12 protein-coding genes are annotated in these 12,463 nt (G+C 69.1%); all 12 read left to right on the top strand.

Annotated elements, in window-relative coordinates; translation table 11 throughout:
• Positions 1–507 precede the first annotated feature (507 nt).
• Positions 508–1,188 carry an STN domain-containing protein gene (locus AC5P9C_RS07260; protein ID WP_164082765.1) on the top strand — a complete coding sequence of 227 codons (681 nt, stop codon included), beginning with the start codon at positions 508–510 and terminating at the stop codon, positions 1,186–1,188.
• A gap of 16 nt (positions 1,189–1,204) precedes the next feature.
• Positions 1,205–1,735, top strand: coding sequence for an RNA polymerase sigma factor (locus tag AC5P9C_RS07255; protein WP_049466488.1), 531 nt, complete (start codon positions 1,205–1,207; stop codon positions 1,733–1,735).
• A gap of 69 nt (positions 1,736–1,804) precedes the next feature.
• Positions 1,805–2,785, top strand: a complete 981-nt coding sequence (locus tag AC5P9C_RS07250) for a FecR family protein (RefSeq protein WP_164688954.1) — start codon at positions 1,805–1,807, stop codon at positions 2,783–2,785.
• Between the two features lie 58 nt (positions 2,786–2,843).
• On the top strand, positions 2,844–3,395 hold the full coding sequence (locus AC5P9C_RS07245; protein WP_343542314.1) for a hypothetical protein: 552 nt from the start codon (positions 2,844–2,846) through the stop codon (positions 3,393–3,395).
• 120 nt (positions 3,396–3,515) lie between these two features.
• The gene (locus AC5P9C_RS07240; protein ID WP_495205125.1) at positions 3,516–4,100 is read left to right on the top strand and encodes a hypothetical protein; all 585 of its coding nucleotides are present in this window, start codon (positions 3,516–3,518) and stop codon (positions 4,098–4,100) included.
• Between the two features lie 57 nt (positions 4,101–4,157).
• A complete protein-coding gene (gspG, locus tag AC5P9C_RS07235) occupies positions 4,158–4,595 on the top strand; it encodes a type II secretion system major pseudopilin GspG (RefSeq protein ID WP_049466480.1) in 438 nt (145 codons plus the stop codon).
• A 54-nt stretch (positions 4,596–4,649) separates the two neighbouring features.
• The gene (gene gspK / locus AC5P9C_RS07230) at positions 4,650–5,510 is read left to right on the top strand and encodes a type II secretion system minor pseudopilin GspK (RefSeq protein WP_150826872.1); all 861 of its coding nucleotides are present in this window, start codon (positions 4,650–4,652) and stop codon (positions 5,508–5,510) included.
• Complete coding sequence (gene gspL / locus AC5P9C_RS07225) at positions 5,507–6,670, top strand: type II secretion system protein GspL (protein WP_312581418.1); 1,164 nt, start codon at positions 5,507–5,509, stop codon at positions 6,668–6,670. Before gspK ends, gspL begins: the two co-directional genes overlap by 4 nt.
• Positions 6,667–7,194 carry a type II secretion system protein M gene (locus AC5P9C_RS07220; protein ID WP_414615014.1) on the top strand — a complete coding sequence of 176 codons (528 nt, stop codon included), beginning with the start codon at positions 6,667–6,669 and terminating at the stop codon, positions 7,192–7,194. The genes gspL and AC5P9C_RS07220 overlap by 4 nt, the downstream gene beginning before the upstream one ends.
• Entirely contained in the window at positions 7,191–9,572 is a 2,382-nt protein-coding gene (gene gspD, locus AC5P9C_RS07215; RefSeq protein ID WP_495205124.1) for a type II secretion system secretin GspD, read from the top strand. The genes AC5P9C_RS07220 and gspD overlap by 4 nt, the downstream gene beginning before the upstream one ends.
• On the top strand, positions 9,569–11,002 hold the full coding sequence (gene gspE, locus AC5P9C_RS07210) for a type II secretion system ATPase GspE (protein WP_343542748.1): 1,434 nt from the start codon (positions 9,569–9,571) through the stop codon (positions 11,000–11,002). The genes gspD and gspE overlap by 4 nt, the downstream gene beginning before the upstream one ends.
• Positions 11,003–11,009: 7 nt before the next feature.
• Positions 11,010–12,209, top strand: a complete 1,200-nt coding sequence (gene gspF, locus AC5P9C_RS07205; protein WP_414605409.1) for a type II secretion system inner membrane protein GspF — start codon at positions 11,010–11,012, stop codon at positions 12,207–12,209.
• Positions 12,210–12,463: the final 254 nt, after the last annotated feature.

Here is a 12,463-nt window from a genome sequence, read left to right as displayed (position 1 = left end):
CCGCAGGTAGTGCCGGCCGCTGGCCGGCAACCCCAGAAGCAACAGCCGAAGCAACAGCGTGCATTCCGTGGGATGGCGGGGTGGGTCCGGTTGCAGGGGACGCCGTAAACCCTTCCATGGGGGCTTGGCCGCGGCATCCATGCCGCGGACACCCCTGCAACCAGACCCACCCCGCCTTCGACAGTTTCCCGCGATCTGCCGGAACGGCATGAACTGCTCTTGGTGGGTGTCGACCTTGGTCGACACGTTTGGGCCGGCACGGGGTCGGATCCCGTTGCTTCGCGACGGGCTCTGACCCCAAGGGCAGATGATCATGTCTGCTCGAGTCATTGATTCCTGATGGGTGATCGGCTTCACGGAGCCTGCCGCGACGCCCGGCCGTGGGCGGCGGTCATCGCAATGACATGTGGCCCCGGTACGGTTTGAGCCCGCTTGCGGGTCGCGCGCGGGCCGGGTTTCCGGCCGCGTCGTGCGTCCACTGCAGCTGCTGTCGCTGCCGAGGGTCACGTGTTCTACGTCAGGGGGCTGAATGGACACCATGCGGTCAGAACTTGGAAGGTGGCGATCGCCGCATGGCTGCTGCTGTCCTCTGCCGCTGCGGCGCAGGACGCTGTTCATGCCTACGACATCCCGGCGCAGCCGCTGGAACAGGCGGTCGAGCGCTTCAGTGTCATCAGCGGGTGGTCGGTGATGTACCCGGGCGACCTTGCCGCCGCGCGCAGCAGCTATCCGCTGCACGCCAACCTGCCGCCGCTGCCGGCACTGCGGGTGCTGCTGCAGGACTCCGGTATCGAGGCCGAGGTGATCGGCGAGCAGCGTGTGGTGCTGCGCCGGGGCACGCCCTTGGCGACCGGCCCCGAAGTTGGTGCTGAACTCCCTGAGGCCGAGCGTCGGCGTCGCTACGGTGGCCTGCAGCAGCGCCTGCGTGCGGCGTTCTGTGACGACCCGGAGATCGCGCCCGGCCGCTACGCCGCCACGCTGCGCTTCCGCATCGACCGCGAAGGCCACGTGCGCGAACCCGCGTTGCTGTCCGGCAGTGGCAGTGATCGCCGCGATGCACGCCTGCTGCAGGCGATGCAGGGCCTGGAGCTGGCGACCGGGGCCGCGGCCCTGCCCCAACCGGTGACGCTGCAGATCCGTCCTTCCGGCACCGGCCACGATTGTGGCGGTCGCTCGCCCCTTCCATGACTTCAAGGATTCGAACATGAGCAACGGTACGGCTGGGGCAGTTGACCTGATGGACCACCTGGTGGGTGCCTACGACGAGCTGAAGCGCCGGCTGGCGCGCAAGCTGGGCTCGGAGGAGCTGGCCGGCGATGCGCTGCAGGACACCTGGATGCGCCTGAGCGCGCGTCGCGACCGCCTGGACGCGGTGCAGAACCCCGCGGCCTACCTGCTGCGCATGGCGATGAATACCGTGATCGACCGCCAACGTGCCGACCACCGCCTGCTCAGCCTGGAAGAAGTGGAAACACTGATGGACATGGCCGACCCGGCACCGGGCCCGGCGCAGGCGGCCGAACTGGACTTCGCGCTGGAGGACATGGTCGGCCTGCTGCAGCGCATGCCCGAGCGTCGCCGCCGCATCCTGCTGGCGATCCGCGTCGACGGCCTGCAGCAGCGCGACGTCGCCGACCACCTGGGGGTGTCGCTGCGGCTGGTGCAGCGTGAGCTGAAGGCGGCCCAGGACTACCTGGCCGAACGCAGCGGGCAGGGGCGCCAGGTGCGGTTCTGAACGGCGGCATCCGTCTACACTTTGACGCCGAGCAGAACCCCGCAGCGTGCGGGTCCGGCATGAGCCCCCATGGATCCTGACGATCGCCCGCAACGCCCGCTGGATGCCGTCGAGCGCCAGGCGCACGCGTGGGTGGTGCGGCTGACCTCGGGCGAGGCCACCGCGGCCGACGGGCGCAGCTTCCGCGCGTGGTGCGAGGCTGATCCCCGTCATCGCGAAGCATTCGGCCGTGCGCGCCGGCAATGGGAGCAGGTACGCCTGGCCGGCGAGCAGCTGCCTGCCGCTGCACGCCAACCGCTCGCGCCGACGCCGGTCCAACGCTGGAGCCGTCGCGCCTTCCTGGGCGCGGCGGTCGCCGCGCCGGCGTGCCTGGCGGTGGTGGCGGCGGTCCGCCCGCCGCTGGGGCTGTGGCCCCCGGTGACGGCGATGACGGCCGATTTCCACACCGGCACCGGTGAGCGGCTGCAGATCGCGCCTTCGCCGCAGCTGAAGATCGAACTGGATACGCAGAGCAGCCTGCGCCGACGCGTGGACGCGCAGGGCGAGGGTTTCGAGCTGGTGCAGGGCCAGGCCGCGATCGAAACCGGGGCCGGCCTGCGCCTGGCACTGTTCGCCGGCCCGGGCTGCGTGATTGCTGATGAAGGCGCGGTGCGCCTGGACGTGCGCAACACCCACGGCCGGGTGCAGGTGACCTGCCTGCAGGGCAGCGCCCGCATCGAGCACCCGCAGGGCCGCCTGCAACTGCAGGCGGGGCAGCAGACCCGCTACGACGAGCGCCTCAGTGGCGTGGTGGCCGAGGCCGTCGCTGCCGAGGTGAGTGCCTGGACCGAGGGCATGTTGGTGTTCCGCCGCGCACCGCTGCGTGAGGTGGTGGACGAGATCAACCGCTATCGCCGCGGCAAGGTGCTGCTGGGTGAGTCGGCGTTGGCGCGCGCGCCGGTGAGCGGACGCTTCCGCATCGATGATCCGGACGCGGCGCTGGAGCAGCTGCGCCTGACCCTGTCGCTGGATCTGCGTCGCTTTCCCGGTGGCATCGCCGTCCTTGGATAGATGAAGACGCGGGCCGTGCGCGCCGCGCAGGGCCGTTGCAAGCAAGGAGAAGCCTGGGGTGCGCAACGAGACCATCGGTGTGCTGGATCTGCGTCGCAATCTGTCGGCGCTGCTGGAGACCACCCAACGACGCCCTCTGATGGTGCACCGCTATGGCTCGCCATGGGTGTGCGTGGTGTCCGATGCGCAGTGGCAGCAACAGAGGGTGCTGCTGGAATTCGATCCGCAGTCGCATCCGCTGGCGATGCTCCTGCGGCTGCAGCGGCAGCTGTTGCCCCTGGCTGAAGCCGGGGCGCTGCCGCCGGCGGTGCTGGCACGCGCACTGCTGCTGATGGACATGCATGGCCTCGACGGCGTTGCACAGCTGCATGAGCAGGTGCTGCACCATCGGCTGTGGCACTGGTTCGTGGCGGGCGGCGACGGGGTGATGGATGGCTGGCAGCTGCCGGCCGTGCGCAGTGCGATGGCGTCGTGGTGCGATGACGTGGACATGACCGATGCCCTGGTTGCCTTCGCTGCGCGCAGCGACGTGGCGGTACTGGCGCGCCGTTGTGGCGGTGAGGCACCGCGGATGCAGCGCGAAGCCTGCAGGCGGATGACGCTGCGATGACGCTGCCGATGAAACACCACGCAGCGCACAGCGCTGCAATCGCGCTGTCGCTTCACCTGCCTCGCTGACGTCTTCTCCAGAGTACGACGCACCATGCGTCGCGGAGCACGGGCGACGCAGATGGCAGACAGCCGCAGGATCAGCATGCTGGAGCTGGATCGCCACCTGAGCCAGTCACTGGAGCAGGCGCGGCATGCACCGGTGAACGTGCAACGTTACGGCCACTCCTGGGTCTGGCTGCTCTCCAGTGATGCCTGGGCGGACGCAGCGCGTTGGGCGGCACTGGACAGCAGTGCACATCCGCTGGTGGCACTGCGAAGCGCGCTCGATCCAGTGCTACGGCCGTGGCCCGAAGCGGCCATGCATGTATTGCCGCTCGACGCGGGGGAAGCGCGGCTGCTGCAACGTGCGGCCCTGCTGGTGGTCGTGCGCGATCTGAACAGTACCCAGCGCGTCTACGACGATCTGCGCTATCACCAGGCCTACCGGGCCTTCATCGGCCTCGACCACGGAACGGCGTGGTCACCGATGCAGTGCGCGCGCCTGCTGCAGGCGTGCGCACATCCAGTGCTGTGCGATTGCCTGGATGACCTGCTGGCCAGGATGCCGCCGCAGCTGCTCGAGGCGGCCTGTGTACCGTCTGCACGCATTCTGCCCGCGCAGGTGCACGCGCAGCGAATCGGCGGTGGATGTTTATCGTACTGACACATGCACCGCTGACCATGGTGCAGCGGTCTCTTCCAGGATGACGAGGGCGGAACAATGGCAACGCAGGTTCGTGGTCGCAGGGCTCGGCAGCAGGGCTTCAGCCTGATCGAGATCATGGTGGTGGTGGTGATCATCGGCATTCTCGCCGCACTGATCGTGCCGCGGTTGATGGACCGGCCGGACCAGGCACGGGTGGTCGCGGCGCGCCAGGACATTGCGGCGTTGATGCAGGCGCTGAAGCTGTTCAAGCTGGACAACGGCCGGTATCCCAGTGCCGAACAGGGCCTGCAGGCGCTGGTGAAGCCACCGCAGGGCAGCGGCGCGCTGCCGGTGACACCGTACCTGGACCGGTTGCCGAATGACCCGTGGGGCCATCCGTACCAGTACCAGGTTCCCGGCAGCCATGGTGACGTCGATGTGTTCTCGCTGGGTGCGGACAGCAAGCCCGGCGGTGAAGCCGGAAACGCGGACATCGGCTCCTGGCAGCTGTGAGGCGCGACCATGGCACAGCTGATGTACTCACCGTCGTGCACACGCCAGCGCGGCATGGCCGTGATCGTCGCCCTGCTGGTGGTGGCACTGGTGGCGGTGATCGCCACCGCGCTGCTGACCCGGCAGACGGCGCAGCTGCGGGCGCTGCGTGCCGAGCAGTTGCGCGCACAGGTACGCATGGCGGTCGACGCCACGCTGGAGCATGCGGCGCAGCAGCTGCGTGAGGATGTAAAGGAACAGCTGACCACGGTGCGCAGCGGGCGCTGGGCGCGCCCATTGGCGCTGCAGGCGCCGTTGCCGGTGCAGCTGCAGCTGGTCGACGCGCAGTCGATGTTCAACCTGCGCAATCTCCTTGCGCATGGCAGGCCGGACCCCGAGGCGCGGCGCGCGTTCATCGCGTTGTGTGCCGGGCAAGGGCTGGGCCAGGGTGCATGCGCGTCCGCCGCGGACCACATCCAGGTGCGCCTGCGCGATGGCGACATGCAGGCGCAGGCACCGCTGCCGCGCGAATCACTGATCGAACAGGCGCTGCCGGGTGCCGATCCGATGGCGTTGCAGGCGCTGGCGCGGCGCACCGTGGTGTTGCCGTCGCAGACCCTGGTCAATGCCAACACCAGCGACCTGAGTGTTCTGCAGGCGGTGACGCCAGCGGTGGAACCGGCACGACTGCAGGCGCTGCTCGGCGAGCGCGACGCTGGCCATTGGCTGCTCAATCGCGGCGACATCGCCAACCGGCTGCAACTGAGCAACGAACAGATGGCGGTGCTCCCCCTGGGGATCCATAGCGAGTGGTTCCTGGCCGTCGGCCAGGTGCAGGCGGACGGCAGCGCGGTGGATTTCCGCGCGCTGCTCTGGCGCGAGTACCGCGACGACGGGGCGCGTGTACAACGGGTGTGGACGAGGATCGGCGCATGACCGCGCGGCTTCGGGTGCGCCTGCCGGCGCTGGCGGGGCTGCGCGCCGACAGCACGGTGGACTGGGTGCAGCTGCACAAGGGCACGGTGCTGGCCCACGGCAGCGACACGCTGGCGGCGCTGGGCCTGCGGCATCCGCAGGCCACGGTGCATGCCTGCCTTGATCCGAACGACCTGATCCTGCTGGAACTGCAGCTGCCGCCGCTGTCCGGGCGCCGCCTGCAGTCGGCGCTGCAGGGTGAGGTGGAGGCGATGCTGCTGGATGACCTGCAGGAGGTCACGCTGGCCCACGGTGCGCAGGCAGCGGATGGCACGGTTGCGGTGGCCTGGCTCGGTCAGCAGCCGATCGTGCAACTTCAACAGCTGCTGGCTTCGTGCGCACTGCAGCTGCAGGCACTGTATCCAACGCCCCTGCTGCTGCCCTGGCAGCCCGGCCAGGCCACGCTGCAGGTCAGCGGCGCGCACCTGCTGGTGCGCAACGGGCGCGATCGGGGTTTCGTCCAATGGCATGGCGGGCGTGACGCGTGTGCAGTGATGCAGGCGCTGGCCGGGCGCCTGCAACAGGCGGGGGTGCAGGCCGTGCAATGGATCGGCAGCGTGCCGCCGGCGTGGCCGGACAACCTGCCGGCCAGCGCGGTCGCGCCTGCGCAGCAGGCCTGCGGGCCCTTGCCGGGGTGGTCATTGCCGCTGCCCGGCGCGAGCCGCCAGTCGCCGCGACTGGCCATCGGGCTGGCATTGGCAGCCGTACTGCTGGCCGCGCTGGGGTTGCAGTTGCAGGTCGCGCGTTGGCGAAGCGAGGGTGAAGCGCTGCAGCAGGACATGGCACGGCAGTTCAGCGCACGCTTTCCGGAGATCACCACGGTGGTGGACCCGGTGGTGCAGGCAAGGCGCGTACTTGCGCTGCCACCGCCGGCGCCGCCATTGCCACCGCTGCAGCGCCAGGTGGCTGGCACGCTGCAGGCCGTTCCGGAGCTGGCCGGGCAGGTGCGCAGCCTGCACTACCAGCCGGGGCAGCTGAAGATGGAGCTGGATGCCGATGCCCGGGCATTGGCCGACGATCCACAGCGGCTTGAGCACTGGCAGCATGCGGTGCAGGCGCAGGGCCTGCAGCTGGCGCGCGAAGCCGATGGACGCCTGCGGGTGAGCGGAGCGGGGCAGTGACAACCCGAACGCTGCGCCGGGGTGAGGGATGGGCGCGCCTGCAGCAGCGCTGGCAGCGCCTGCCACCGCGCGACCGGCGGATGCTGTGGGTGATGGTGGTGGCGCTGCTGGTGGCGGGCCTGTGGTCGTTGTGGCTGGAGCCCCTGCTGAAGCAGCGCACACACTGGCAGGCTGAACTGCCGCGGCTGCAGGCGCAGTCCCGCGCACTGGCGCCGCTGCTGCGCGCCCGTGAGCGCCAGCAGCAGGCCCAGCGCCAGCACCCGACACTGGCCGGGCTGCGCGATGCAATCAGGACCGCCGGCCTGGCCGACGGCCTGCATATCGAAGCGCGCGACGGGCGCTGGCACCTGCAGGTGCAGGCGGTGCCCGCCGATGCGCTATGGAACTGGCTGCTGCCGCTGCTGGCCGACCCGGCCATCGAGCTGCAGCAACTGCAATTGACACGCACGGGGGATGCGAACATGCCGGCCGCACCGATTTCCGGACACATCGTGATGGTGGCCACTGCGGGTGCCCATCCATGAGGGCGATGCGCAGCCTTGCCTGCACTACCGCATTGGCCCTGATCGTGGGCATGGCGCACGCGCCGGCACCGGTGCAGGCACGGGACAGCCAAGATGAGCCGGTGCAGTTGAACCTGGTGGACACGGATATCGGTGGCGTGCTGCGCATGGCGGCACGCTTCACCGGCCGCCAGTTCCTGGTCGATCCGCGGGTGTCCGGCAAGATGACGGTGGTGTCCGATGGCCCGGTTAGCCGTACCCAGGCCTACCAGTTGCTGCTGGGCGCGCTGCGCATGCGGGGCTTCGCGGTGGTCGAGAACGGCGGCGTCAGCCGGGTGGTGCCGCAGGCCGATGCCAAGCTGCTGGGAGGACGTGTCGGCACGGGCGGTGCCGGCGGTGAGGTGACCACCCGCACCTTCGCGCTGCGCTACGAGAACGCGGCTGCGCTGGTGGCGGTGCTGCGGCCGATGATCAGCCCGGACAATCCGATCACCGCCAATCCGGGCAACAACACCCTGGTGATTACCGATTACGCCGACAACCTGGAGCGCATCGCGCAGGTGATCGCCAGCGTCGATACACCGGCCGGCATGGACACCGACGTGGTGAAGCTGCAACAGGGCATTGCCGTTGATGTCGCGGCGATGGTCGCGCCGCTGCTGGATGCACAGGGCGCCGAGCCCAGCCAGAAGGTGGTGGTGATGGCCGACCCGCGCAGCAACAGCGTGCTGCTGCGTTCCAGCAGCCCCGGTCGCACCCGCCTGGCGCGACAGCTGGTGGAGAAGCTGGACCGGGCCCAGGATGAGTCCGGCAATCTGCATGTGGTCTACCTGCGCAACGCCCAGGCCAACCAGCTGGCCGGTGTGCTGCGTGGCGTGGTGGCCGGGCAGAGCGATGCACCGGCAATGGGCAGCACGGAAGGCATCACGCCGCTGCCGGGTGAGGCCAACCGTTCCACGCCCACGCAGCCGTCGCAACCGCAGCAGGCCAAGACCGGAGGCAATGCGCTGGAATCGCAGCGGCTGGACCCGAGCCGGCGCGACCCGATCGATGCGGGAAGCACCGGCTTCAGCCAGAACGGCATCTCGGTACAGGCGGACGTGGCCACCAACACGCTGCTGATCTCTGCGCCGGAACCGGTGTACCGCAATCTGCGGCGGGTGATCGACCAGCTGGACCAGCGCCGTGCGCAGGTGCTGGTGGAAAGCCTGATCGTGGAGGTCAACCAGACCGATGCGGCCGAGCTGGGCGTGCAATGGATGCTGGGCAATGGCCGTACCTTCGGTGGCACGCACTTCGGTGGCGCCAGCGGCGGCAGCGGGCTGAGCAGCACCGCGCGCACCACGCTGGACGTGCTGCCCAGGGATGGCCTGAAGATCGGCGTGATCGACGGTACCCTCAACCTGCCCGGTGTCGGCCAGATCCTCAACATAAAAGCGTTGGCCAACGCGCTGCAGAGCAAGGGCGGGGCCAACATCCTGTCCACGCCGAACCTGATGACGCTGGACAACGAAGCGGCCAGCATCATGGTTGGCCAGACCGTGCCGTTCGTCAGCGGCCGCTACGTGACCGACGGTGGCGGCGGCAGCAACAACCCGTTCCAGACCATCGTGCGCGAGGACGTGGGCCTGAAGCTGCGGGTACGGCCGCAGATCTCCGAGGGCGGCACGGTGAAGCTGGACATCTACCAGGAAGTCAGCAGCATCGACGCGCAGAGTGCCAACAGCCCCGCCGGCATCATCACCAACAAGCGTGCACTGGATACCAGCGTGCTGCTGGACGATGGCCAGATCATGGTCCTGGGGGGGCTGCTGGAGGACAATGTCAGCCACGGCCGCGACGCGGTGCCGGGCCTGGGCAAGCTTCCGGTGCTGGGCGCACTGTTCCGCAGTGATACGCGCAAGCGCAGCAAGACCAACCTGATGGTGTTCCTGCGCCCGCACGTGGTGCGCGACCCCGCCGCCGGCCAGCGCCTGACCCGCGACCGCTACGACTACATGCGCAATGCGCAGGCCAGTGCGCAGCCGGTGCAGAGCTGGGCGTTGCCGGCGCTGTCGGCGCCGCAGCTGCCGCCGCAGGACCTGTCCGTGCTTGGACAGGGCAATGCGCGCGATGGCCGGGGCCAGCCGTTGCAGAACACCAGCCTGGCGGCGTTGTATCCGTCCGGCGACGGCGATGCGCAGCTGGTGCAGTTCGCGCAGGGGCTGGACCCGGCGCGTGCCAGCCAGGGCGTGGCGCAGGTGCGGGCACTGGGCCTGCAGGCCTACGCTGAAGCGACTCCGGGCGAGGACGGCCAGCGCCTGCGCGTGCGATTGCCGCGCGATCCGGCGACGCTGGACCCGGCACTGCAGCAGCTGCGCGGGCTCGGCTACACGCCGGAACTGGTGATCGGGCCGTGAGCGCCGCCGCGCCGCTGCCGTACGCCTGGGTGCGCAGTCATGGGGTGATGCTGTCCGAGGCGGGCGGCGAGCCGGTGCTGCTTGGCACCGCCGACACCGCACCTTGGGCCGTAGCCGAACTGCGCCGCCGGCATGGACCGCTGCCGTTCCAGATGCTGGAGGCCACCGCCTGGCAACAGCGGCTGGGCGAGCAGTACCGTGACGGCGGCGATGCCGCTGCCGTGGTGGGTGCCGCCGAAAGCGAGGTCGATCTGGACCGGCTGATGCAGGACATGCCGGAGGTCACCGATCTGCTGGATGCACAGGACGATGCGCCGGTGATCCGCATGATCAACGCGCTGCTGGCACAGGCTGCACGCGATGGCGCCAGCGACCTGCATATCGAGCCGTTCGAGACCCATTCAGTGGTGCGCTACCGGGTGGACGGCACGCTGCGCGACATGGTGCAGCCGCGGCGCGCCCTGCATGCGGCGTTGGTATCACGCATCAAGATCATGGCGCACCTGGACATCGCCGAGAAACGCCTGCCGCAGGACGGGCGTATTGCGATCCGCGTGGGCGGGCGGCCGCTGGATATCCGCGTTTCAACGGTGCCAACCGGGCATGGCGAACGCGCCGTGCTGCGATTGCTGGAAAAGGATGCCGGCCGCCTGCAGCTGCAGCGCCTGGGCATGGCCGATGACACCCTGGCCACGTTCACCGGATTGATCCGGCAGCCACATGGCATCGTTCTGGTCACCGGGCCGACCGGCAGCGGCAAGACCACCTCGCTGTATGCTGCGCTGGGCCAGCTCGACAGCAGCACCAGCAATATCCTGACGGTGGAAGACCCGGTGGAGTACGACTTCGTCGGCATCGGCCAGATCCAGGTCAACACGCGCATCGGCATGAGCTTCGGCACCGCGCTGCGCGCGATCCTGCGCCAGGATCCGGACACCATCATGATCGGCGAGATCCGCGATCTGGAAACCGCGCAGATCGCCGTGCAGTCGTCATTGACAGGCCATGGCGTGCTGGCCTCGCTGCACACCAACGATGCCATTTCGGCGGTGACCCGCCTGGCCGACATGGGCGTGGAGCCGTTCCTGCTGGCCTCGTCGCTGCGCGGCGTGCTGGCGCAGCGGTTGGTGCGGCGGCTGTGCACGCAGTGCCGGCGCGCCGAGCTGGATGGCGAGGGCCGCACCGTATGGCGCGCGGTGGGCTGCGCGGCCTGCGCCAACAGCGGCTACCGTGGGCGCACCGGCATCCACGAGCTGTTCGTGGTGGACGACCGGGTGCGCGCATTGATCCATGAAGGACAGGGCGAGCCCGCGCTGCGCGAGGCCGCACGGCGTGCGGGCATGCGTACGCTGCGGCAGGACGGCCAACGCTGGGTCGACGGCGGGGTGACCACGCTGGAAGAGATCCTGCGCGTCACCGGCGACGATTGAGGCCTGCATGGCACTGTTCGACTACCAGGCTGCCAACGCGCAGGGCCGCATCGAGAAGGGCCAGTTGGATGCCGACAGCCCGCGCGGTGCTCGCCAGCTGCTGCGTGGACGCGGGTTGACGCCGGTACAGGTCCGCGCGGCGCGCACTGCCGGTGGTGGCTGGGGCGCTCGCCGGCTGTCTGCCAGCGAGCTGGCCTGGGCCACGCGCCAGCTGGCCAGCCTGCTGGCCGCCAGCCTGCCGCTGGAAGGGGCACTGAGTGCAGTGATCGAGCAGGCCGAGCGCCCGCATGTCGCGCAGGCGCTCACCGCCGTCCGTGCAGATGTACGGGCCGGCCAGCGCCTGACCGTGGCACTGGCCGCGCGGCCGCGCGATTTTCCGCCGATCTATCGGGCGCTGGTCGGCGCTGGCGAGGACTCCGGCGACCTGGCGCGGGTGATGGAGCGCCTGGCCGACTACATTGAAGAACGCAATGCATTGCAGGCCAAGGTACTGACCGCCTTCATCTATCCAGCGGCGATCAGCCTGGTCTCGGTGGCGATCGTGATCTTCCTGCTCAGCTACGTGGTACCGCAGGTGGTGACCGCGTTCGTGCAGGCGCGGCAGACGCTGCCGATGCTGACCCAGGTGATGCTGGCTGCCAGCGCCTTCGTGCGCAGCTGGGGCGTGTGGGTGGGGCTGGGCATCGCTGCGCTGGTGGTGGCCTGGCGGCTGGCGTTGCGCCGGCCCGAATTGCGCCTGCGCTGGGACGCGATGCTGCTGCGGCTGCCGATGGTCGGGCGTTTCGTGCTGGGTGTGAACAGTGCGCGCTTTGCCTCGACGCTGGCCATCCTGCTGGATGCCGGCGTGCCGCTGCTGCGCGCGTTGGAAGCGGCCCGGCAGACACTGGGCAATGCGTTGCTGGCGCGTTGTGCCGATGACGTGTCCGCGCGCGTACGCGAAGGCGCTGCGCTGGGTGCTGCGTTGAAGGTACAGAAGGTGTATCCGCCGATCCTGGTGCATCTGGTGGCCAGTGGCGAGAAGACCGGTTCGCTGGCGCCGCTACTGGATCGCGCTGCGCAGACGATCTCGCGCGAGATCGAGCGCCGTGCGATGGCGCTGACCGCGTTGCTGGAACCCACCATGATCCTGGTGATGGGCGGCGTGGTGCTGACGATCGTGCTGGCCGTGCTGATGCCGATCATGGAAATGAACCAGTTGGTGCAGTGATGCGCAACGCGCATCACGGGTAGAGTCGACTGTCAGTCGACCAGCGCGGAGCGCGAGTGCATTCAGACCGTTTCTGCGTGTGAAAAGCAGTCGACTAACAGTCGACTCTACCCAGTCGATCCCATCAGGTCGATTCCATCCAGTCGATTCCATCCAGTCGATTCCATCCAGTCGATCGGGCGGCGTCGTTGGAATGTGGCAATGGGCCGATTCTCCACACAATCCTCCACACCTTTTCCTGATCTTCCACAGGT

Source organism: Stenotrophomonas sp. YJH_SMC_10 (assembly GCF_059371555.1).
This window is presented reverse-complemented; position numbering and strand designations above follow the sequence as displayed.